Source organism: Chryseobacterium limigenitum (assembly GCF_900114875.1).
Classification (GTDB): Bacteria; Bacteroidota; Bacteroidia; order Flavobacteriales; family Weeksellaceae; genus Chryseobacterium; species Chryseobacterium limigenitum.
The window spans coordinates 1-24,217 of the sequence record NZ_FPKW01000015.1 but is presented as its reverse complement, the minus strand read 5'-3'; the positions used below and the strand labels follow the sequence as shown (position 1 = coordinate 24,217).

General features: G+C 34.5%; 18 protein-coding genes and 1 pseudogene. 9 read left to right on the top strand and 10 right to left on the bottom strand.

All coding sequences use genetic code 11. The annotated features are described in order from the left end of the window. The first annotated feature begins 14 nt into the window (after window positions 1-14). Together BT156_RS15975 and BT156_RS15970 are read left to right on the top strand one after the other, a co-directional pair. Window positions 15-1,082: a 3-oxoacyl-ACP synthase III family protein gene (locus BT156_RS15975; protein WP_072411542.1), complete on the top strand. Its 1,068-nt coding sequence runs from the start codon at window positions 15-17 to the stop codon at window positions 1,080-1,082. Window positions 1,083-1,149: 67 nt separating this feature from the next. Further along, a complete protein-coding gene (locus tag BT156_RS15970) occupies window positions 1,150-2,355 on the top strand; it encodes a metallophosphoesterase (protein ID WP_072411541.1) in 1,206 nt (401 codons plus the stop codon). A 329-nt stretch (window positions 2,356-2,684) separates the two neighbouring features. Here the strand turns inward: BT156_RS15970 and BT156_RS15965 are convergent, their stop codons facing one another. Then, window positions 2,685-3,437, bottom strand: coding sequence for a polysaccharide deacetylase family protein (locus BT156_RS15965; RefSeq protein ID WP_072411539.1), 753 nt, complete (start codon window positions 3,435-3,437; stop codon window positions 2,685-2,687). An 85-nt stretch (window positions 3,438-3,522) separates the two neighbouring features. Then, window positions 3,523-4,488, bottom strand: coding sequence for an NAD-dependent epimerase/dehydratase family protein (locus BT156_RS15960; RefSeq protein WP_072411537.1), 966 nt, complete (start codon window positions 4,486-4,488; stop codon window positions 3,523-3,525). A 92-nt stretch (window positions 4,489-4,580) separates the two neighbouring features. Between BT156_RS15960 and ggt the strand changes: the two genes are divergently transcribed. The 3 genes from ggt to BT156_RS15945 all read left to right on the top strand — a co-directional run bounded on the left by ggt (window position 4,581) and on the right by BT156_RS15945 (window position 8,234). Then, the gene (gene ggt, locus BT156_RS15955) at window positions 4,581-6,266 is read left to right on the top strand and encodes a gamma-glutamyltransferase (RefSeq protein WP_072411535.1); all 1,686 of its coding nucleotides are present in this window, start codon (window positions 4,581-4,583) and stop codon (window positions 6,264-6,266) included. A gap of 178 nt (window positions 6,267-6,444) precedes the next feature. Beyond that, window positions 6,445-7,725, top strand: coding sequence for a dicarboxylate/amino acid:cation symporter (locus tag BT156_RS15950; RefSeq protein ID WP_066750550.1), 1,281 nt, complete (start codon window positions 6,445-6,447; stop codon window positions 7,723-7,725). 23 nt (window positions 7,726-7,748) lie between these two features. Next, window positions 7,749-8,234, top strand: coding sequence for a hypothetical protein (locus BT156_RS15945; protein WP_072411533.1), 486 nt, complete (start codon window positions 7,749-7,751; stop codon window positions 8,232-8,234). Window positions 8,235-8,244: 10 nt separating this feature from the next. On the opposite strand, the gene BT156_RS15940 is transcribed toward BT156_RS15945, so the two are convergent. From BT156_RS15940 to gyrB, 6 genes are all read right to left on the bottom strand, one after another. Beyond that, the gene (locus BT156_RS15940; protein ID WP_072411531.1) at window positions 8,245-9,096 is read right to left on the bottom strand and encodes a diacylglycerol/lipid kinase family protein; all 852 of its coding nucleotides are present in this window, start codon (window positions 9,094-9,096) and stop codon (window positions 8,245-8,247) included. A 76-nt stretch (window positions 9,097-9,172) separates the two neighbouring features. After that, window positions 9,173-9,985 (bottom strand): RsiV family protein, encoded by an 813-nt coding sequence (locus BT156_RS15935; protein WP_072411529.1) that lies wholly within the window; start codon window positions 9,983-9,985, stop codon window positions 9,173-9,175. A gap of 72 nt (window positions 9,986-10,057) precedes the next feature. Continuing rightward, window positions 10,058-10,885 (bottom strand): RsiV family protein, encoded by an 828-nt coding sequence (locus tag BT156_RS15930; protein ID WP_072411527.1) that lies wholly within the window; start codon window positions 10,883-10,885, stop codon window positions 10,058-10,060. 118 nt (window positions 10,886-11,003) lie between these two features. Continuing rightward, window positions 11,004-12,935, bottom strand: coding sequence for a transglutaminase-like domain-containing protein (locus BT156_RS15925; protein WP_072411525.1), 1,932 nt, complete (start codon window positions 12,933-12,935; stop codon window positions 11,004-11,006). Window positions 12,936-12,937: 2 nt separating this feature from the next. Next, window positions 12,938-14,830: a DUF3857 domain-containing protein gene (locus BT156_RS15920; protein ID WP_072411523.1), complete on the bottom strand. Its 1,893-nt coding sequence runs from the start codon at window positions 14,828-14,830 to the stop codon at window positions 12,938-12,940. A 116-nt stretch (window positions 14,831-14,946) separates the two neighbouring features. Then, complete coding sequence (gene gyrB / locus BT156_RS15915; protein WP_072411521.1) at window positions 14,947-16,881, bottom strand: DNA topoisomerase (ATP-hydrolyzing) subunit B; 1,935 nt, start codon at window positions 16,879-16,881, stop codon at window positions 14,947-14,949. A 233-nt stretch (window positions 16,882-17,114) separates the two neighbouring features. Between gyrB and BT156_RS15910 the strand changes: the two genes are divergently transcribed. Both BT156_RS15910 and BT156_RS15905 read left to right on the top strand, forming a co-directional pair. Then, entirely contained in the window at window positions 17,115-18,458 is a 1,344-nt protein-coding gene (locus tag BT156_RS15910) for a cytochrome ubiquinol oxidase subunit I (protein WP_072411519.1), read from the top strand. Further along, complete coding sequence (locus BT156_RS15905) at window positions 18,455-19,459, top strand: cytochrome d ubiquinol oxidase subunit II (protein WP_072411517.1); 1,005 nt, start codon at window positions 18,455-18,457, stop codon at window positions 19,457-19,459. Before BT156_RS15910 ends, BT156_RS15905 begins: the two co-directional genes overlap by 4 nt. A gap of 36 nt (window positions 19,460-19,495) precedes the next feature. On the opposite strand, the gene BT156_RS15900 is transcribed toward BT156_RS15905, so the two are convergent. Both BT156_RS15900 and lysS read right to left on the bottom strand, forming a co-directional pair. Then, window positions 19,496-20,281: an OmpA family protein gene (locus tag BT156_RS15900; protein WP_139255500.1), complete on the bottom strand. Its 786-nt coding sequence runs from the start codon at window positions 20,279-20,281 to the stop codon at window positions 19,496-19,498. 113 nt (window positions 20,282-20,394) lie between these two features. Then, a complete protein-coding gene (lysS, locus tag BT156_RS15895) occupies window positions 20,395-22,095 on the bottom strand; it encodes a lysine--tRNA ligase (protein ID WP_072411513.1) in 1,701 nt (566 codons plus the stop codon). A gap of 209 nt (window positions 22,096-22,304) precedes the next feature. Here lysS and BT156_RS15890 point away from each other — a divergent pair, with 209 nt between their 5' ends. After that, window positions 22,305-23,900, top strand: coding sequence for a beta strand repeat-containing protein (locus tag BT156_RS15890; protein ID WP_072411511.1), 1,596 nt, complete (start codon window positions 22,305-22,307; stop codon window positions 23,898-23,900). Window positions 23,901-24,011: 111 nt separating this feature from the next. After that, a pseudogene (locus tag BT156_RS22645) lies at window positions 24,012-24,217 on the top strand (IS982 family transposase); the annotation flags it as partial.

Below are 24,217 nucleotides of genomic sequence, written 5' to 3'. Positions count from 1 at the left end.
AATCATTTAAACGAATGCCGAATACGATCATTATTGGTTCTGGATCTTATATTCCTAATAGAGTTATTGGTAGAGACTATTTCATGGATGCTGAGTTCTATACGGATGAAGGTGAAAAAATAGAAAAACCTACAGAAGAAATCATCTCAAAATTTGTAGAAATTACAGAAATTGAAGAACGTAGATATATTGAAGACGATAATTCTAATTCAAGGATTGGTTACGAAGCATCCAAAATTGCCATTGAAGATGCCAAAGTAAATCCCGAGGAATTAGATTACATCATTTACGCAAGTAATTTTGGTGAGGTGAGTACTGCCGGTCTTGTGAATTTCATGCCAACAATGGCAGCAAGAGTGAAGAACCACTTAGGAATCAGAAACAGAAAGTGTATAACTTATGACATGATCTTCGGATGTCCGGGATGGGTAGAAGCAATGATCTTGGCTGATAATTTGATTAAAGCTAATGTTGCAAAAACGATTCTTGTTGTTGGTAGTGAGACATTAAGCCGTGTTACAGATCCTTACGACAGAAATAAAATGATTTTTGCAGACGGAGCCGGAGCAGTTGTTGTAACAGCCACTGACGAAGAAAACGTAGGAATTATTAACCATAATACAATTTGCGACAACGGCCCTGAGCTTGATTATTTAGTAAGCGGAGGATCTCTTAACCAAGAAGCAGATCAGGAAAAATTCTATATCAGAATGCTTGGGAGAAAAATTTATGAGTACGCTCTTAAAAATGTTCCTGTAGCTGTAAAAGAAACGATTGATGATGCGGGGCTTTCTATTGAAGACATCGATAAAATATTAATTCATCAGGCAAACGCTAAAATGGATTACGCAATGATCGAAAGAATTCACAGACTTTATAATGTGAAAGAGTATGATCATTCCATCTCCCCTATGACGATCCAGAAGCTGGGAAATTCTTCTGTAGCAACAATTCCTACATTATTTGATTTAATAATTAAAGGAAAAATGGAGGGTCATTCGTTTAAAGATAAAGGTAATATTGTTATGGCTTCGGTTGGTGCCGGAATGAACATCAATGCTATCGTTTATAGATTTCCTTAAAAATATTTAATTTAAAAATATAAAAAGCACAGGGAAGTTATTCTTTGTGCTTTTTTTAAACATTATTATGCAAAGAAATTTTTTGTTTATTGCTGCGATCTTCTTATTTTTAGAAATCTATATCTATCAGGCAATAAGAACGTTAACGGATAATCCTTGGATAAGAGCCGGATATTGGATTGTATCTTTGGCTGTTTACGGATTTTTCGCCTACGAAGTTTCCCACTTCCAAAGATCGGACAGAAGTACAGTGAGGGCACAAATCATGATCTCATTATTTTTAGTCTTTATTTTGCCTAAAATTTTCATCGTTCTGTTTCTATTGATTGATGATATTTTTAGAACGGGGGGGTATTTAATCGGACTAACGAGGCCTACTGAAAACTTTTTCCCGGAAAGAAGAAAGTTTTTAAGTATTATGGGACTTGGTCTTGGAGGTGTACTCTCAGCGTTATTTATTGATGGAATTACATTCGGGAAATACCGCCATAAAGTAAGAAGAGTGAGAATAAATTTCACCAACCTTCCGAAAAGCTTTAAAGGATATAAAATAATACAAATCTCTGACGTTCACAGCGGAAGTTTCTCTGATCCAAGTAAACTGGAACATGCGATTGATTTAATTAATGAACAAAATCCCGACTTAGTCCTATTCACAGGAGATATGGTAAATAATATCGCGGATGAATTTAAACCGTTCATTCCTTTATTTTCAAAAATCAAAGCGAAGGATGGTAAGTTTGCCGTACTCGGAAATCACGATTATGCAGATTACGTAACATGGACTTCATTAGACGCTAAGAAGAAAAATCTTGATACACTCATCGATTACGAAAAACAAGCAGGTTTTGATATGCTTCGAAACGAACATAGAGTTATCGAGAAAAACGGTGAGAAAATTTATATTCTGGGCGTTGAAAACTGGGGATTAAAACCTTTCCCTCAATTTGGAAAGCTTGATGACGCCTTAAAAGGAGTTCCGGAATCAGCAACAAAAATATTAATGAGCCATGACCCTACTCATTTCGATTACGTGGTAAAAAAACACCCGACAGACGTTCATTTGACACTTTCAGGTCACACACACGGAATGCAGTTTGGTTTGGATCTAAAAAACATAAAATGGTCACCTGTACAATACCGTTACCCTAAATGGGCTGATTTATACGAAAGCGAAGGAAAAATGCTTTACGTAAACAGAGGATTCGGCGTTTTAGGTTACCCTGGAAGAGTTGGAGTTTTACCGGAAATTACGCTTTTTGAATTGGCTTAATTTTAAACACAAATAACACTATTTTTTACACGAATAACACAAATATATGCTTAATCTAAAAAATTTTAGAGAATTTTTAAACGCAAAGGTTTTATTTTGAACATTATATTTAAGTGAGCAAAGATGAATCAACATGTTGATTTGATTAAGCTATCGTTCCAACTTCGCGAAGCAAATTTATTTGCCTTTGCTTTCTAAAAATCAACGGCTTTAATAATTAAATCTTAGCGTTTAAATAAACTTTCTAAATACATTATTACTTTTATAAATTTAAAGCACAAACATCTGTGCAAATCTGTGAAATCCGTGGGAAAAGAACAAAAAGAAAACTAAAAAATATAATCTTTCATACGAGAAGTAGCCATGTCATTCTCATTGATCCAGGTAAGGAGGACATCTAATTTGTCCTCCATTTTTCTGCCCGAAAATAAGCTCCTGTAATATGGAATATCAAATCGATATTTCTTGAAATCTGTGAACTGCCACGAATTAAGGTAGATCAAAACAAAGTCATCATTCTTCAACGTTTCAAAAACCATATTCCGGTAATATTTCATCGGTAAAATCTGAAACATAAAATCATTGTATGGCAGTTGGAAGTAAGGCGAAATACTTTCCGGAATAACACTCAATCCATCCTCTTCTGTGATCTCCGTGTTTCTTTTTAGACGCTTAAAAGGAAAAAGAATATTCGCATTATCGATATTGGAAACATAATTAAATTCCAGCAATTTTAAACTTTCCTGAGGCTGCTTAAAATCTTTTTGGCGGATTCCGCGGATCTGCTTTTCGAGAAAATCCTGCGTATTTTTTTTAGTTTCTTCAATTTCCTGAAGACTGGAATTTTTATTATAAAAAGCAATTTCATGCCCTTGGGATGAAATTGCTTTTATCAGATTTTTAAGTTTTTCAGCGATAGAAACCTCCACAAAAAAACTTGCTTTTACATCATGAATATCTAAAATTCTAAGAATAGCTTTTGTATTATCTTCTGTAATTTTCAGTCTTTCTTCATCAGTGATTTGAAGGCTGTTTTTCACTCCTGCTTCAGTATTTATAATGTTAAAAGTGAACAATACCATTTAAACTAATTTTTAGATAAAATTTATATTTAATTAATAATCAGATGTTAAAATACTTTTTAATTAAAGTTTTACTTTAGATAAATTAATCTTTACCCAATTTCACTTTAAGATTCTTGATCATGTCTTTAGACATCTCAGAAATTCCGAAATCATACGTTAATCCCCAATCTTTTTTCGCTACAGAATCATCAATTGAAGCCGGCCAAGAATCTGCAATTGCCTGTCTGAAATCAGGTTTATAATCGATCTCAAAACCTGGAATTTCTTTCTTAATTTCTTCCGCCAATTCTTTTGGAGTGAAAGACATTCCGCCCAAATTATAAGACGAACGAACCGTCAAACTTTCTTTTGGAGCTTCCATTAATTTCAATGTTGCGTTGATCGCATCGTCCATATACAACATCGGCATTCCTGTATTTTCAGAAATGAAACTTGTATATTTTCCTTCTTCAATTGCTTCATAAAAAATCTCCACAGCATAATCTGTAGTCCCTCCACCTGCCGGAGTTTTCCATGAGATCAATCCCGGATATCTGATACTTCTTACGTCTACTCCATACTTGTCGAAATAATATTCGCACCATTTTTCACCCGCCATTTTAGAAATTCCGTACACCGTTGTAGGGTTCAAAACAACATCCTGCGCTACATTTTCTTTAGGAATTCCTTTCCCGAAAACAGCAATAGAACTTGGCCAGAATATCTTTTTAAGAAGACCTTCTTTTGCCATTTCACAAAACTGAAGAAGAGGTTCAAGGTTTAATTTCCAAGCGAAAATTGGTTGCTTTTCAGAAGTCCCTGACAACAATGAAGCCAAATGATAAACAGTTGTAATGTCGTAATCTTTAATGACCTGTCTTACCAACTGAGTATTTGTAACGTCCATTCTTTCGTAATGACCCGCGGCAGTAATGCCCTTTTGCCATCTGTCTAGTCCAGAAGCCACTACATTTTCTGCACCGTGGATCTCAACAAGCCTGTTCGTAAGTTCGGTGCCGATCTGTCCCAAAGCACCCGTAATTAGTATTCTTTCCGTATAGGATTCCATTTTTACTTTTTTATTTGATGATCAAAAGCAAAAATAGAAATTTTAGACCCTATTCTAAAACAAAATTGTAAATTCGATTATAATTTTTAAAAATGAAAAAGTTAATTATTTCCATCATTCTGTTTTCTCATTCGGTTTCAGCACAATACACCGATATCAACATTGTAAAAGAAGTTAAGGTTAAAAATAAAGGAGTTGTTGTTTCTGCGCACCCTTTAGCCAGTGAAGCCGGAGCAAAAATCTTAAAAATGGGCGGAAATGCCTATGATGCAATCACAGCAACACAGTATGCTCTCGCCGTTGTTTATCCTCAGGCCGGGAATATCGGTGGTGGTGGATTTTTAGTTGGCGCGAAAAGTAATGGTGAAAAATTTACCATCGATTACCGTGAAACAGCTCCGAAAAAAGCCTCAAGAGACATGTATCTTGATAAAAACGGTAAAGCAAACACAGATCTATCCCAAAACGGGAGACTGGCAGTTGGAATCCCGGGAAGTGTTGCCGGATTTTTCGCGACTTTAAAATACTGTAAACTTCCTATGAATCAAATCATTCAACCTGCAATTGATTTAGCTGAAAAAGGCTTTGCAATTACAGATCAGGAAGCCGCTATGCTGAATTCCCAAAAAGAATACTTTCAAAAGCATAATAAATCATCAATCCTTTTTGTAAAAGAAACACCTTGGAAAGGTGGAGATCTTTTGGTTCAGAAAGAATTGACAGAAACTTTAAAACTCATTCAAAAATTAGGAGCTAAAGGGTTTTATGAAGGAAAAACCGCCGATCTTTTGGTTGCCGAAATGAAAAAAGGAAACGGAATCATCACTTTAGAGGACTTAAAAAACTATAAAGTTGCTGAAAGAAAAGCTTTGGAATTCGATTATAAAGGAAACAATGTCGTTACAATGCCGTTGCCCTCAAGCGGAGGAGTTCTTTTAGCTCAAATGTTGAGGATGGCTGCTTTTGAAAACCTGGAAAAGTATCAGCAAAACTCCACTCCTGCCGTACAGATCATGGTAGAAGCAGAAAGAAGAGCGTATGCCGACAGAGCCGAATATATGGGAGATCCAGATTTTATTGAAGATAAAACGTCTTACTTAATTTCTGAAAATTATTTAAAAAACAGATGGAAAAGTTTCAGTTTCAATAAAGCAACTCCAAGTTCAGAGGTTGGAAATATCATTAAACAGCCTAAAGAGTCAACCGAAACAACACACATTTCGGTGATTGATAAAGATGGAAACGCCGCCTCAGTAACCACAACTCTTAACGGATATTACGGCAGCAAAGTATTGGTAACAGGGGCAGGATTCTTTTTAAATAATGAAATGGATGACTTCTCCGTAAAGCCTGGTGTTCCCAATATGTTTGGAGCTGTAGGCGGAGAAGCCAATGCGATCCAGCCCAATAAGAGAATGCTTTCTTCTATGACCCCAACCATTATTCTGAAAAACGGAAAGCCTTATATGGTGGTTGGAACTCCCGGAGGAACGACTATTCCTACCTCAGTTTACCAATCTATTGTTGATGTTGTTGATTTTAAGTTAAATGCTAATATTTCTGTCAATGCTCCGAAATTTCATCATCAATGGCTTCCTGAAACGGTTTCTGTTGAAAATAATTTCCCGGAAGCAACGATTTCAGAGTTAAAAGCTAAAAATTATGTCATCGAAAAAATAAAACAGATTGGTAAAACAGAAATGATTGTCATTGACGATAATGGAACCATTCATGCAGTTGCAGATGGTCGTGGTGATGATTCTGTTGCGGTGGAATGATTTTAGCCTTTTAAACAGCAAGCAACATCAAACCTTATAGGGTTTAATAATAGAATTCAAAATTATTATCAATCAGTTTCGGCGGGGCTGAAAGCCCCGCCGAAAATTTTCCTGACTTTTATCATCTGTGAAGATAAATTTGCTTAATTTCCGACTTTAAAATCATAAACTTTTCGTTTTGAAAGCAAAAAAAATCTATCAGCAACTTTATTTTCAAGTCATTATAGCAATCATTGCAGGTATTCTTTTAGGCAGATTCTATCCAGAATTGGGTGAGAAAATGAAACCGTTAGGTGATGGTTTTATCAAATTAGTGAAAATGATCATTGCTCCCGTAATTTTCATCACTTTAACCTTGGGAATCGCTCACATGACAGACTTAAAAAAAGTGGGAAGAATTGCCATAAAAGCAATGATTTATTTCTTTACTTTTTCCACTTTGGCTTTAATTATCGGTTTAATTGTTGGTAATATTTTACAGCCGGGACATGGTTTAAATATTGATCCCGCTACCCTTTCTGGTGACGTTTCGCAATATCAACAGAAAGCCCATGAAACAACTTTAACAGGATTCATGATGAATATTATTCCCGAAACTTTGTTTAGTCCATTGGTTGGGGAAAATATTTTGCAGGTTCTTTTAGTTGCTATTTTAATGGGAACCGCCTTGGTTTTAACCAAAGAAAAGAGTCAGAAAATAACAGACTTTTTACAGGATCTTTCAACTCCGATCTTTAAAATTGTTCATATGCTGATGAAACTAGCGCCAATTGGAGCTTTTGGAGCAATGGCTTTTACTATCGGAAAATATGGACTGCATTCTGTTTTAAACTTGATATTTTTAGTCGGAACCTTTTATATTACCTCTGCCCTTTTCGTTGTTTTGGTGTTGGGAGCTGTAGCATGGTACAATGGTTTCAGCATTTTTAAACTGATGTATTATTTGAAAGAAGAATTGCTTTTGGTCTTAGGAACGAGTTCTTCAGAATCGGCTCTTCCGGGAATCATGGAGAAACTTGAAAAAGCAGGCTGTTCAAGAGCAATTGTAGGTTTGGTGGTTCCAACGGGTTATTCATTTAATCTTGATGGAACTAATATCTATATGACCTTAGCTTCATTATTTATTGCACAGGCTTTAAATATTGACCTTTCAATTGAGAAACAATTAATCTTACTTTTAGTCGCTATGTTAAGTTCAAAAGGAGCCGCAGGAGTTACAGGAGCCGGATTTGTAACTTTAGCAGCAACATTAGCTGTTGTCCCTGAAATTCCGATTGCGGGAATGACTTTGATTCTTGGAATAGATAAATTCATGAGCGAATGCCGTGCTTTAACGAATGTAATTGGTAATTCCGTGGCTACGGTAGTAGTTGCAAACTGGGAAAAGCAATTGGATAAAGATCAGTTGCAATATTGTCTGGATCATCCGAATGAGATTGAGAAGAAATTGGAGGTTTAGTTTTAATGAAAATAATATACACAATGAGGTTTTCATTCGCTTTAGTTTTATTAATTCCAATATTTGGAATATCTCAAATCAATGATCAAAATATCAGAATAAAAGCTCTCAAAAAAGGTTTAATTGGAAAAGAATTAGTTTTTGGAAAATGGAATGAGAAAGGCAAAACAGAAACACATTTAACCTATTTAGGAACTGTAAAGACAAATCAAGGAAAGACATATAAAATTTTAAATTCAATATGGATCTGGGGATTATCACACAGAGCAACAAATCGAATCTTAATTTTTAATGCAAATAATCAGTATTTAGGAAATTATTATGTGACATTAAATATTGATTTACCGACAAAACTGAAAAATAGAATTCTAATTTTCCAAAATACAGATTCTAACTGTAGTAAAAATGTAGCCTCAAAAATCAGTTTGAAAAATGGATTACCTAAAGAGTTTTTCAGAGAATGTAAAGATGGTTATGGTGATATTTACGCTTTTGATGGAATCAATTAGATGACTAAACTTATATCAAAATATTCAAACTTGAAGGCTGAACTTTCACATGAATTGGCGACTTTATTTTGTTGAATTCTCCGTCCAAATGCCAATTTTTGGTATTTACTTTGAATTCGATCTCTGAGACAGGTAGATAAGTTACGTAACTGTCGTCTTTCAATCTTTTTGTAAACATTCTAAAGGCAAAAAGTGCAGAATAGGTCAACGGAAATTTTTTAACCAAAACCATATCTACCAAACCATCACTTTTGCTCGCGTTTGGAGCAATGTAGGCATTGTTACCGAACTGACGGGTGTTGGCGATATTCAGCATCAAATATTTGCCGTTGTACTGTTGATATTTTTCATCTGAAAATTTAACCTTAATCGGTTTGTAGTTAAAGAAAGTTTTAAGCGAAACTTTGATATAGTTTTTGAATCCACGATCGGTTTTTTCAAATTCTTTGACCACTTTTCCGTCAAAACCAGTTCCCGAAACATTGATAGAAAGCCTCTCGTTAACCGTAAATGTATCTATCTTTCTGGAATTTTTTGCTTTAATTTTATCTAAAAGCTCGTCTAAGTTCTTACTGAATTTTGTTTCATTAGAGAACCCATTTCCCGAGCCCGCAGGGAAAATAGCTAAGACTTTTTCTGTATTGATAAGATTTCTGGCCACCGTAGAAATCGTACCGTCACCACCAATCGCCACAAAAATATCGATTTTCTCAAAGTTATTTTGAATAAAATCATCCGTTCCCTGAATAGATTCTGAAACATAATACAGAGGATTTCCAACCTTTTTTATCAGTTCATTAAGAAATGGCTGATAATTTTTCTTGGCCGAAAAAGGATTGATGATAAAAGCTACTTTTTCCATTGGTACAAAAGTAAAAAATTGTGCTGTTATTGAGAAGTATTTTAAAATTATTTAATTACAATTCAATAATAAAGCTTTATTTGATCTTCATTCGGTCTTTAAATTCGATGTTCAAAGTTCCACTCAGGTCATTCCATGATACCGGAATTATAATATCACCAATTGAATATCCTTTTTTAATTTCATCCTTATTATAGTGAAAATACAGATTATCTTCATCGAAATAAAAATTATCTGCTACCGGAATTTTTTCAGCTAACAATGCATTATACTCTTCTACATCATATTTTTTCATCTGCTGCATCATTGTTGTTTTATCGATATTATTACTTAACATTTCAGAAAGTTTGTCCTTCGAAATAGATGTAATACCCTGAAGTGCTAATTTTTTATTATCATTAAGATCAAAAACCTTTTCAGAATAATTGTAAAAATTACAAACGCCACCAACAAACATACTTTCGTAGTATTGAATGTGCAGATACCCGTTTTTATTAAATTTAAGATTCATTTGAGAAGTTTTTTCCCATTTTTGTAAGTGTTTTAGGTGAACCAGTTTATTTGAACCTTTAAGTTTAGCATATAATTCATTCTTTTTTGCTTCCAGATATTTTTTCAGACCTTCTTTGGAAAAGTCTTTAATATCGTCTTTCTCATAAATGGTATGAAGCAGTTTTTGATCTTTCAAGGTTGGAAATACCAAAAGCTGTGAAGAATATTTCACAGTAATAGAGTCCATAAGTTTTGTAAAATCTTCTTCTATAACAGAATCAATAGTGAAATTTACAGGAATAGCTGACTGTATGTGCTTATTTTTAAAGCCAATCTCTTTACAGGAGAAAAACATTAGAAATAACAAAGCGATTAAAATAATACCTGCATTTTTCATACATCTGCGTTTGCTTTTATAGGTCAAAAAATGTTCCAAAGAAAAAAGCTCCCTGAAAAGGAAGCTTTGGTATTATTTGATTTTCATTCTATTTTTAAATTCCGGATTTAAAGTTCCGTTCAACTCTGCCCATGAAATCGGGATGATAATATCTCCCGCCGCAAAAGCCGTTATTTCGTAAGGACTATAATGGAAATACAGGTTTTTATCGTCAAAATAGAAGTTATTTGTAACCGGAATTAGATCTACTAAAAGCATGTCCGAATTATTAACTTTTCCGTTTTCATCTGTTGTCCCGCTGTTTATTTTATTAATATTCTTCATTAGCAGTGTTTCAAGTTTATTTTTTGACATTGAAGTAATATCTTTCAGTTCAACTTTTTTGTTATTTTTCAGATCGAAAACCCTTTCATTAAAGCCATAATTATCATGCGCTCCACCTTCGTATGACCCCCAGATATATTCTATATGCATGAAATCATTAACGTTAGATTTAAGATTCATGGAAGAACTTGTGTACCATTCCTGAGAAAAGGTTATATCAGAAATAAAGTCTTTTGAATCTTTTTTAATAGAATTATAAAACTCATCTTTTTCTTTTTGCAGTAAAGTTTCTATTCCTTTTTTAGAAAAATCTTTAATATTTTTACTTGCAAAATAAATACTATCTAATAATTTCCCATCCTTAATTGAAGGAAAAACCAGCATTTTTGAAGTGTATTTCAACTGTAAAGAATCACTAAGCTTTATGGAATCATTCACTTTTACAGAATCTACAGTAAATTTTTCTGGTTGAGGAATTTCTGTTTTTTCGTCTGCAGTATTTGTAGTTTCTGTTTTTTTACAAGCTGAAAAAATAAAGAAAGAGGATAATGCTAAGACAGCAATTGTATTTTTCATATTTCAATTTTCCTATTAAATACAAAAACCATTCAAAAAATGAATGGTTTTATGATTATTTTAAAAATTTATTCAATATCTAAATTAATTATTAGCTAAAACATTGAATACCCGTATTTTATTTCTTAACCAAGCTTATAACCTGATTTTCACTTTTTGAAGCTACGCCCCAAATTTGTTTAAATGCAGGATAATATTCTTTAGGATAATCTGCACTTCCAACCGTTGTTGTCGAAATAATTTCAAGAGTATTTCCTTTTTGTTCAATCACATAGCTATATGCAATTTCTTTGTCATCAGTAACGATCTTTTTACTCTTTGGAAGTTCTTCAATTGTATATCCTTCTGGAATTTCCAAAACAACTTTTTTCACTCTTGTATAAGGAGAAATAAAATCAATTGTATACTTTCTTTCTTCCGTCTGATCAAATTCATTTGAATTTTTGTTTAAAAACAACATCGGATTAATGATCATTTTCTTCCCCACTCTATCAATAAGATTATCTGAAGAGAACTTCATTGTACTTTCAAAATCACCGCTTTCAAGCACTTTAGAATCGATTCCTGTAAAATCTATTGCAAAATTTTCTTTGTACTGTTTTTTGTACTTATCATTATTGTCATCATAACTTTCCTTAGCAAACATCGCATAAGTTCCGGTATCTTTATCGGAATAAGTACCCGAAATACTTCCGTCCTCATTGATCTTTGCATTGGCCGTAAGATAAGTAAAACTAGGTTTAGAGTTCGTCATCTGTATCTGTTTTACCTTCTCTTTTGATAATAAGATCCCGAAATTATTCCAGTCTCTTGGTGGCAGCTGATCCATAGAAGACTGCTTGGAAGTGGCATCACAAATATGTAATCCATCTTTTGTTTCGATAGCAGCGATAACAAAATTCATATTGGAAACGTTGGGAGACGTAAGGTTGATCAACCCGTTATTTACGGTCGAAATAAGAACCGGATCTGCTTTAATCCCCGCTTCACGAAGCATCATAACAAGAAAAAGATTAATTTCTGCTCCGTTTCCTGTTTTGGTTTCTAAAAGCTTCTTTATTCCATCTTCTGTATAAATACCTCTGTCATTGTTCCATGTAAAAGTATTTTTCACATAATTAAAAATAGCATCTGCCTTTTCTGTATCATTTTTTAAGTTTGAAACTTCGGCCGGCATATTTTCTTTTGCCAGTTTTGATCTTTTAAGTTCACCTCCGAAATCTTCATTTTCATATAACCTGTCTTTGATCTGCTCCCAAGATGAAGAATAAAGCTTTAATTGTCCAAAATTCGTTGAATTTAACTCTGCGCTTAATTTTGTTCTATAATTTCTGTCATTTTTAACAAATTTTTCAGCCTTAAAACCTTTCAAATTTTCATATCCAAATCTATATGTTCTGTACTGTGTTCCGTATAAATTCCTTTCTTCAACAATCCTATATTTTGGATTTAGAGAACCTGTGTAATTGATGTTATATGAAATGTTTAAAGGATTATCCAAAACATATTCTGTATACATTGAAGGCGTATCTCCTTCTATCAATACTTCAGGGATGGCAAACAAAAATGGTGAAATAACTTCATATTGATACTCAATCACAGAGCCATTTTTCACATTAGGGAATGCAAATTTATTGATCGTAAGATATTTGCTCTCCTTACTCTTATATTTTGAACTTTTTTCAACTTTGACCTGTACAACAACTCCATTTTCTAAATTATAAGTAAATGCTTTTATCTTATTCAGTTTTTCTTCACTACTTCCGTTCTTGTAAAGTGGAATTTCAAGATTCAACCAATCTTCAGCCTTATCTTTATCATAGATCTTTACCCTGTAAAAAGCTTTTTTATGAAGATCTCCCGTAGCAACATCAATCATAAAATGTTGAGATTTGTATAAAATTTCTGCAGGAGCATTTTCATCTAAAGCTGATTTTTGCTTTGATAAATCTGCATCATTGAATTTTGGAGGGTCTAGAAATTCATGCTTTTGAGCATCAATAAAAACAAAATTTATTGAGCAAAAAGCAATTAAGAATATTTTTTTCATGGTTAGATCTTAGTAATTAGAATTTTTGAGTTATCGTTACTTATCGTTTTTTTTCTGAAGTTGATATAATCGTTGTATTTTTCTTTTGGAAAAATACCTTTATTAACACGGATTTTTCGGCTTACCTTAAGCTCCGTCCCGTTTTTCACAAAGCTTAATTTATAAGTTCCGAACTCCGAATTAAGGTTTACATCATTAGGAACTTCATCTATTTTGAAGCTGTTTGGAATGCTAAAATTAATTTCAAATTCATCTTCAAAAGATTGTCCGATTTCAAAAGGCAGTTCTCTGTTTTCTTCTGTCTTGTAAATACTGTTTGTAAATATCGGAACAGCTCGGAATATTACACTGCTTCCTGCATTTTTAGAATAATTATTAGCTTTAAAATCCAGATTATACGTAGCAACGGCATTGTCTCGATCATTAACGAAGTTTTTCATTTCAACTTTTTCGAAATTCAAAACATCCAATCGTTTTTTTATCGCTTCATTTTTTTCTTTTGAAGATAAATTTGAAAATGGCAGCGTGAAATCGTACTGGCTTCCCGTATAAACAAATTCGCCCACGCCTGTTAAGCTATTATCTTCATTCAGCTTAACTTTTAAAATCTGCTTTTCTCTGTTTTTCTCAGCCGAGGAAGCAGGAGTATTGATAAGCTCAATTCCATCCTTTTTGATTGAAAGCACATTTCTATCCGTTGTATTATAATTTAAATGATTAAAAGCCACTTGTTGAGAGGTATTTTCAAGCCAAATATTTCCTTTTTCTGTAGGAACCATTAAAATGGCATGATTTCCTCCCATTTTAGGAAAATCAGGATCAAAAGAAATATCAGAAGCGCTTGAATTGATCACAGAATAATAAGAAGGAATACCTGCTTCATCAAGAAGAGTTTTCATATAATTAGTAAGACCTTTACAGTCTCCATATCCTTTTTTATCAACCTCATCCGGAAGCATAGGTTGCCATCCTCCAATCCCTAATGCAACAAATATATACCTTGTTTTTGCCTGCATATACTGATAAAGTTTTTTCACTTTTTCTTCCGTAGAACCTTGTAAATTAAGGCTTGCAACCTCAGATTTAATGGTTGGTGTAGAAACAGAAACCGGCTGCAAGATACTGTTGTAATACCAAGAACCGAAGTCTGACCAGGTTGTAAGGTTTCCTTGTTTGCCTTCTAGATTGAACTTCGCCAATGAAAAACTTACTTTTGGCAATATTTTTTCAGGTTGTGGCAATAAATTAATTTCATCAATTGCAGGAGTATTTTTATAAGTGTACACTTTTTCTGTTCCATTACTACTATCAATAACTGAAGCGTAATTATATTTTGAAGGATAAATTTTTGTTCTAAGATCTATCCCAGATTTATTAATGATCTTAAACTGCTTTTCTTCAACAGATGTATTTGTGCTTGAAAAAGGCACGAAATCAGGAATAAAAATTGTGTTTTCATCTGATATTTGGTAGGAATATTCTATCGTATACGGATATTGAACCGGAGTATAAGCAAGACTTAAAAATCGGTCATCAGAATAGAAAACTCCCTGTGAGTTATTGGCATAATCACTAAAATCAGACTTTGAGTATGACTTTATTTTCTTTCCGGATTCATCATAAATAATTACTTTAACATCAGAAATCTGATCTCCTTTTTCATAGGGAATATAAACAACAGCCTTCTCATCTCCGTCTTTACTGAGAACAGTTGTAACTCTGTTATACTGATATTTAATATCATCAATTTTACTGATCTGAATGGTTGTAAAGTCTTTTCTAACAACAACATCTGCATTTTTCTTTAAATTCTCAGGAATTGCCGAAGCAGGGTAAGTTTGTGCGTAGTAAAGAGACGCTATAGAGCAAGCCCCAATACAAAGGATTTTCATCATAATTATTTAAAATTATGCAAAAGTAATGAAATCTTAATAAATGTTAAACTTAATTTTTCAAAATAAAAAAAGACCTCATTTCTGAAGTCTTTAAATTTTATTTAAACTAAGATCAATTAAACATCAATCTTAGCATATTTTGCATTTTTTTCGATAAACTCTCTTCTTGGCGGAACTTCGTCACCCATCAACATTGAGAAAACACTGTCTGCTTCAACAGCATTATCAATGGTAACCTGCTTCAAGATTCTGTGTTCAGGGTTAAGAGTTGTTTCCCAAAGCTGCTCAGGATTCATCTCTCCAAGACCTTTATAACGTTGAACCTCAACACCTCTGCCATCCGGAGACATTTCTAAAGTAAAGTCTTCACGCTCTTTTTCGTTATAAGCATATACTTTTTTATTTCCTTTTTTCAATAAATATAAAGGAGGTTGAGCAATATAGATATATCCGTTCTCAATTAATTCTTTCATAAATCTAAAGAAGAATGTAAGAATCAATGTAGAAATGTGAGAACCGTCAATATCGGCATCGGTCATGATCACAACTTTATGGTACCTTAACTTAGCCATATTCAAGGCTTTACTGTCTTCTTCAGTCCCTACAGAAACTCCCAGAGCTGTGTAAATATTCTTGATTTCTTCGTTATCATATACTTTATGAAGCATAGATTTTTCAACATTCAAGATCTTACCTCTTAAAGGTAAAATAGCCTGAAAATGTCTGTCTCTACCTTGTTTAGCCGTTCCACCTGCTGAATCTCCCTCCACTAGGAATAGTTCAGATTCTGCCGGATCTTTAGATGAACAGTCAGATAATTTTCCCGGAAGTCCAGAACCACCCATTGGCGATTTTCTCTGAACCATTTCACGAGCTTTTTTCGCTGCCTGTCTAGCTTTTGCCGCTAAAACAACTTTCTGAACGATAATTTTTGCTTCATTAGGATTTTCTTCCAAGAAATTAGAAAGCATTTCCCCAACAATTTTATCAACCGCTCCGGAAACTTCCGAGTTACCTAATTTAGTTTTTGTCTGCCCTTCAAACTGAGGCTCCATTACTTTTACAGAAATCACGGCTGTTAATCCTTCACGGAAGTCATCTCCGGTAATTTCTACTTTTTCTTTAGCAGGAATCCCCAAATCATCAGCATATTTTTTCAAAGTTCTCGTTAAAGCACGTCTGAAACCTGCCAAGTGAGTACCTCCTTCATGCGTATTGATATTGTTTACATAAGAGTGAAGATTTTCGCTAAATGACGTGTTATAACGCATCGCCACCTCTACGGGAATATCATCTCTTTCTGCTTCCATGAAAATAACGTGTTCCATAATAGATTCACGGTTTCCATCGATATATTCTACAAATTCTTTTAATCCACCTTCAGAATGAAAAATTTCTGTTGGGAAAGATCCGTCTTCGTTTGGTTCTCTTTCATCGATAAGAGTGATGGTGATTCCTTTATTAAGGAAAGCCAATTCTCTTAATCTCGTTGCAAGAGTATCATAGTTGTAAACCGTTTCCTGAAAGATCGTAGCATCCGGCTGGAAGAAAACCTCTGTTCCTCTTTCGTCGGTAGTTCCTATTTCAGCAACATCCGCCAATGCCTTACCCTCTGAATATTTCTGTTGATACAATTTTCCGTTAAGACTTACTGTAGCAACCAATAAAGTTGAAAGAGCATTCACACAAGAAACCCCCACTCCGTGAAGACCTCCGGAAACTTTGTAAGAATCTTTATCAAATTTCCCTCCGGCTCCGATTTTAGTCATTACAACCTCCAGAGCAGATTTTTGTTCTTTTTCGTGGAAATCTACAGGAATACCTCTCCCATTATCTTTTACAGAGATACTTTCTCCGTCATGAATTGTTACCTTAATAGTATCACAGTATCCTGCTAAAGCCTCATCAATAGAGTTATCTACTACTTCATAAACCAAATGATGAAGACCTCTTACTCCTACATCACCAATGTACATAGATGGTCTTAGTCGAACGTGTTCCATCCCTTCTAAGGCCTGGATACTGCTAGCTGTATATTGTTTTTGACTCATATTAAATATTAAAATCTTGCTATATGCAAAGACCTACAAATATCGTGAATTTTTTCGATTTATCAAAGTTAAAAAGTGTCAAAAAAAAGTAGAGTTTTCAACAAAAACAGACTGGAATTTTTTAATTAAAAACAAACAAAGTTATAGCAATTTCCGAACAGGCCTTACTGTTTTAAATCATATTAAACATCAATAATTTATGCTTAAATTTATTTACTCAAAAATTGATTATTATGGACGATTTTCTTGCAGCTCGTGCACAAATGGCCATATCCTTAGGTTTTCACATTGTTTTTGCCTGTGTCGGTATGGTTATGCCTTTTTTAATGGCTTTTGCACACTGGAAATATCTAAAGACCAATAATGAGATCTACAAAGGTCTTACAAAAGCGTGGAGCAAAGGAGTTGCTATCTTATTTGCTACAGGAGCTGTTTCCGGAACAATGCTTTCATTTGAATTAGGACTTCTATGGCCCGGATTTATGAAACATGCCGGACCAATCTTCGGAATGCCATTTTCTTTGGAAGGAACTGCTTTTTTCATTGAAGCCATCGCGATTGGTTTTTTCCTGTATGGATGGGATAAATTTAATAAATGGTTTCACTGGTTTTGCGGATTTTTAGTTGGTTTAAGCGGTTTAGCTTCAGGAATTTTGGTTGTTGCAGCTAATGCGTGGATGAACTCCCCTTCCGGGTTTGATTATATTAATGGACAATACGTTAATATAGATCCTATAAAAGCGATGTTTAATGATGCTTGGTTTCCGCAGGCTTTACACATGACTGTTGCGGCATTTTGTGCGACAGGATTTGTGGTAGCAGGAGTTCATGCTTATTTAATCATGAAAAAGAAAAATGTAGAATTTCATACCAAAGCATTTAAAATTGCAGCTGCTTTTGCATTGATCGGTGCTTTCGGTGCTCCGTTGACAGGAGATGTCGCTGCAAAATCTGTTGCAGAAAGACAGCCTATTAAATTAGCTGCAATGGAAGCCCATTTCGAAACAGAAAAAGGCGCGGCTTTTGTTTTGGGAGGAATTCCTGACGAAGAAAAAGGTGAAGTAAAATATGCTTTAAAAATTCCAAAAGTATTGAGCTTTTTAGTAAGTAATGATTTTAATTCCGAAGTAAAAGGTCTGAATGATTTTCCAAGAGACGAATGGCCGCCAGTTTCTGTTGTTCATTACGCTTTTCAGATCATGATATTTTTTGGAGTTGTGATGATATGTATAGGAGCTGTTTACTTGTATGCTGTTTTCTTTAAAAAAGATTGGCTTACAAAAAATTGGTTGTTAAAAACATTTTTCTTTGCCACCCCTTTCGGATATATCGCATTGGAAGCGGGCTGGACGGTAACTGAAGTTGGCAGACAACCCTGGATCATCTACGGAATCATGAGAACAGTTGATGCCGTTACTCCAATGCCGGGAATTCAATATTCTTTTTACTTTTTTACCGCAATTTTCGTGTCTTTATCATTAATTATTATTTTCCTTTTAAGAAGACAGATACAGATGGTTCCGAAATTGTACGACCCAACCGATTCTCAGTTTAACGATAAAAATATGAAATCATGATCTACGTAGTTATAGGCTTTCTTTGGCTGTCCATTTGCCTGTATGTGATTTTAGGGGGTGCCGATTTCGGAGCAGGGATTGTTGAACTTTTCACAAAAAAAAGAGCCCGCGACAAAACCAAAGAAATCATGTATGAATCTATTGCTCCCGTTTGGGAGGCGAATCATATGTGGCTGATTATCGCAATTGTAATCCTTTTCGTTGGTTTTCCTGAGATTTACACAACAATGTCAACTTATCTCCATATCCCATTGGTTTTAATGCTTTTAGGGATTATTGCAAGAGGCACAGCATTCACTTTCAGACATTATGATGCGGTGAAAGATAACTGGCAGGTTTTATATACCCAGATTTTCTATTATGCAAGTCTTTTAACTCCTTTTTTCCTGGGATTAATTGCTGCTGCAACGGTTTCCGGATCTATCAATCCTGATGCGACCACATTTTTAGATCTGTATATTTTCAGCTGGCTGAATTGGTTTGGAGTGGCAGTTGGCTTGTTCACAGTTTCACTTTGCGCTTATCTGGCGTCTATTTTTTCTTTAAGAGAAACAACCGACAGACTGGAATTAGGTTTAATGATTAAAAAATCAAAACAAACGATGATCCTCGTAGTGATTACAGGAGCATTAGTATTCTTAACAGCTTATCTTTCAGAAATTCCTTTGGTAACATGGGTTTTTTCAAAACCTTTAGGAGTTATGTCCACCGTTTTTGCAACAGTTGCTTTAGGCTTAATATTGAAAGCTATGAATAACAGAAAACTGCTTCCGGTGAGAGCTTTGGCGGGATTTCAAATCATTATGATATTAGTTGCTGCAACTTATCAGCATAATCCGAATATTATTTTATTAGGAAACGGGCAGCATCTTTCATTATTGGAACATGTAGCAGCCCCAAAAACAATTTCAGCATTAGGCTGGGCTTTGATGCTTGGCTCGTTGTTTATTTTACCATTTTTGTTTTATCTGATGGCTTCGTTTAGTAAGTTGAGAAAATAAATTTACAATATAAACCGTCAATCTTTGGCGGTTTTTTTATTTTTTAAGTAAAACTACCTCCACTCTCCTATTCTTAATACGATCATTTTCTGTACGTTCTGGGTAAATTAAAGGATTGAGGTGACCAAGCCCAATAGCTTTTATTCGGCCAGAATCTATTCCTTGATTTTGTAGAAATTCCTTAATTGAATTAGCTCGGGTCCAAGAAAGATTAAAGGTTCCCAAATCGATATCTTTACCATCAAAATTTTCGTAATCACAGCAAATATGACCTTGTAATTCGATCTCCAATGTCGGATTATCTTTCATTATTCTAAAAAGCTGATTAAGACTTTCGTTACCGTTTGGAAGCCAAATATGGCGGTTTCCGATAAAGTTTAGATTAGGCAGTGAGAAAATTTCCTTCACTTTCATTTGTGAAATTTCTTGTCCACGGTCAAATTCTTGTTCAATAAATAAATCTACTCTTCTGTTTTTCCCGCGTAATTCTTCTGTACTGTTATCATTAATTTGCTTTTCTTCGCCTAAACCGGATGTACTTTCCAGCTTGATATTATTTCCGATTTTCTTTTTTAAATATTCACTTACAGTATTTGCTCTATTTTCTGATAATACCTTATTATATTCTGTACTTCCAGAAAGATCACAATTTCCAAAAACTCTGAATGTAAGGTTGGTTTTTAACTCTGCCAAACTATCCAGTTTCTTTTTAGATTCATCATTGAGTTCAGAACTGTTATGCATAAAATAAACTGATGTGAGCATTTGCGCATCAATTCCGATGGAAGAGAAAAGCAGAAAGCAAAATAGAATAAATTTCATCAGTTTTTTGGTTTTGTAGAAAACGGGAAAAATCAATTTATAGTTTATTAAAAAGAAAAAATCCTGAAAAATTTCAGGATTTTTATATAGTTTATTTTTAGTGATATAACTTTTTAAGCCAATTTCATGAAAACATTCTCATCAATCTTCTCAACTTTCACCAAGTTATTTTTAGTTAAAACTTTAGAAGCTTTGTCCCATTTTTTACCGGAAAGTTTACTTTTTTCTTTAACCTCAGCTAAAGGAAATGCTTCTTCCTGAGTTTTTAAAATATCTAGGATCGCATTTTCATCTTCTCCCAACTCAATTTGAACAACTGCTTTTTCGGGCTTCATTTGAGGGAAGAACAATACTTCCTGAATTGATGCATTATTTGTTAAGAACATAATTAATCTATCCATCCCGATACCTAAACCAGAAGTTGGCGGCATACCGTATTCTAGGGCTCTTAAGAAATCTTCATCAATGAACTGTCCTGCCTCATCATCCCCTTTTTCGGATAATTTCAACTGCTCTTCAAAACGTTCTCTCTGATCAATCGGGTCGTTAAGCTCAGAATATGCGTTGGCGATTTCTTTTCCACAAACCATTAATTCAAAACGCTCTGTAAGACCTTCTTTGCTTCTATGTTTTTTAGTAAGAGGCGACATTTCGATCGGATAATCTGTAATGAAAGTCGGCTGAATAAAGTTTCCTTCACACTTTTCACCAAAAATTTCATCAATTAATTTCCCTTTACCCATCGTTTCGTTTACATCAATTCCGATAGATTTAGCAAAATCGAACAATTCCTGCTCAGTTTTTCCTGTGATATCAAAACCGGTAAACTTCTGGATAGCTTCCGTCATAGAAACTCTTGGATAAGGAGCTTTCCAGCTGATATTATGTTCGCCGAAAGTTGATTCCGTATTTCCATTTACCTGAGTTGCACAGAATTCTAATAATTTTTCTGTGAAATCCATCATCCAGTTGTAGTCTTTGTAGGCTACATAGATTTCCATAGCTGTAAATTCAGGGTTGTGCGTTCTGTCCATCCCTTCATTTCTGAAGTTTTTTGAGAACTCGTAAACACCGTCGAAACCACCAACGATCAATCTTTTTAGATATAATTCGTTCGCAATTCTTAAATACAACGGAATATCTAAAGCATTATGATGCGTCATAAACGGTCTTGCAGCAGCTCCACCAGGGATCGACTGAAGAATTGGAGTTTCAACCTCAAAATACCCTGCGTTATTGAAGAAATTTCTCATGGCATTGAACAATTTTGTTCTTTTCACGAAAACTTCTCTCACGTGCGGATTTACCGTTAAATCTACATAACGTTGTCTATATCTCATTTCAGGATCGTTGAATGCGTCATGCACTACTCCGTTTTCGTCAGTTTTAGCCTGAGGAAGCGGACGTAAAGCTTTGGTAAGAAGCGTAAAGTTTTTAACCAAAACTGTCTTCTCACCCACCTGAGTTGTAAACAAATCTCCTTCAATACCGATAATATCACCGATATCTAAAAGATGTTTATAAACTTCATTATATAAAGTTTTATCTTCTCCTGTACAGATCTCATCTCTGTTGAAATATACCTGAATTTTACCTGTAGAATCCTGCAATTCAGCAAAAGAAGCCTTCCCTTGAATTCTGCGGGACATCAATCTACCAGCGATCTTCACGTGTTTACTTTCAGCGAAGTCCTTTTTTATAGATTCTGTAGTATCTGTGATTGTATATTCTTCCGCAGGGAACGCATTGATCCCCATTTCAACAAGTTTATTAAGCTTTTCTCTTCGTATTATTTCCTGTTCTGATAATTGCATTTCTCTATATTTCAATAACGTGCAAAGATAATTGTTTTTAGGCTTATGAGTCAATAAAAAATCCATCAGATTAAAAATATCGTATATGCCAAGATAATGCTATATTTATATCCCATCCATATGAATTATAGATTTAATTAATCAATATAATTCAAATTATATTTTTTAATTAATAAATTTAGTAAACCAACATCATTTAATTCAATTTTATGAAAAAAATTATTATTACCATCTCATTAATCGGCTCTGCAGGATCCATCAATGCGCAAATTGGTATCAACACATCAAATCCTGCGTCATCATTAGACATTGTAGCAAAAAACGCTACAGGAACCACCACCAATGTAGACGGATTAATTGCTCCGAGGGTCGACAGGCAAAGGGCGCAGGTCATGTCTGCCATTCCTACAGGGACATTAATTTACATTAACGATCCAGCAACGGGAACTGCTGCAGGACAAGCCGTAAACATTACATCAGTGGGTTACTATTATTTTGAAGCCGGTGTATGGCAGAAGTTAACAACTCCCGCCTCTGTTAATGCTTTGGCATGGAATATTTCAGGAAATACCGGAACAAGTTCCACAACCAATTACTTAGGAACAGCAGACAATCAAGACCTTATTTTTAAAAGGAGTAATGTACAGGCAGGTTTATTAACAACAACCAATACTTCTTTTGGTGTAAGTTCAATTCCAACAACGGTAACAGGATCCGGAAATACAGCTTTAGGAAACAGCTCTTTAAGCACAGTAACTTCAGGAGTAAGAAACGTAGGAATAGGCCTTAATACGGGAAGAGGAATTACAACCGGAGGCACCAATATTGCAATCGGTGGAAATGCCCTGTCTAATACCGGTGCTTCTGCAATACAAAGGAATATTGCCATTGGAGACAATGCTTTACTGGCAAATACAGGTGGAAATTCTAATATTGCAATTGGCATCAATGCAGGAGCCGCAATCACAACTGGTGCAAACAATACTTTATTAGGCGATACAGCAGGAAATAATATTTCTACAGGCGGTAATAATATTGCCATAGGAAATACAACCCAAATACAGTCTGCAACAACAAGCAATCAAATGAATGTTGGAAACTTACTTTTTGGAACAGGAATGAATGGAACTGTAGCTGCTCCTGCAGGAAATATAGGAATAAATCAACCTGCTCCTGCAAGAAAACTTGATGTAAATGCAGCTGCGGCTCCTATAAGAGTATCGAATTTACAGGCAGCTACTCCAACAACACCGGCGACTTCCGTTCCTTTAGTATTAGATACCGCAACGGGTGATATTTATCAAGGAAAATCTTCAGAATTGCTAATTTCAAACACTAACGCTATTCCTAATGCAACTCCTGTAAACTTAACAGTAACAGCTACTGCAGGTGCGATAGGTTCTGTAATTGGATCATTATTTAATACAACATTTACCATTACACGTCCCGCTATTGTTTCAATGTTTTACTCAATGTCAACAACATTTGCAACAGCAACGGGAACCGTAATATCCGACGGAACTCCAAGAATTTCATTTACCTGGGCAAGAATTTCAGATTCTACGGGAGCTACTATTATTCAGGATAATATGGGATTATCATCGGTTTCACATTCAAATAGCGTGAGTGTTACCTCAAATTTAACCGGAGCATATTACAGCTCTGCCAATCCTCATATTAATCTTCCGGCAGGAACCTATAGACTTGATATTTTCGGTTCGGTATCTTGTTCAAGTTCACAATCTGTGCGAGCAACTTATGGTTCCGGAACAGATAATTTATATTTAAAAGCTGAATATAATTGATCGTAAATAACCTGAGCTCGGGATAAGAAACAGAATAAAAATTTGCAATAAAAAGCAATAATTCGTATATTTAAGTTTCTGACATTCAAATATTTAAACGAACTATTGCTTATGATTTTGAAAGACCAAATTACAAATATTTTTGTACAAGTTGACGATTTTTGTAAAGAATTTGACTCCCAAATCAAGCAAATGAAACTTCAAACACTCGGAGATCACAAAAAGAGAAGAAACAGAAAATCGGTAATGTCGGATTCTGAAATCATTACCATTATGATTGGCTTTCATTTGGGCGCTCACAAAACGTTTAAGCATTA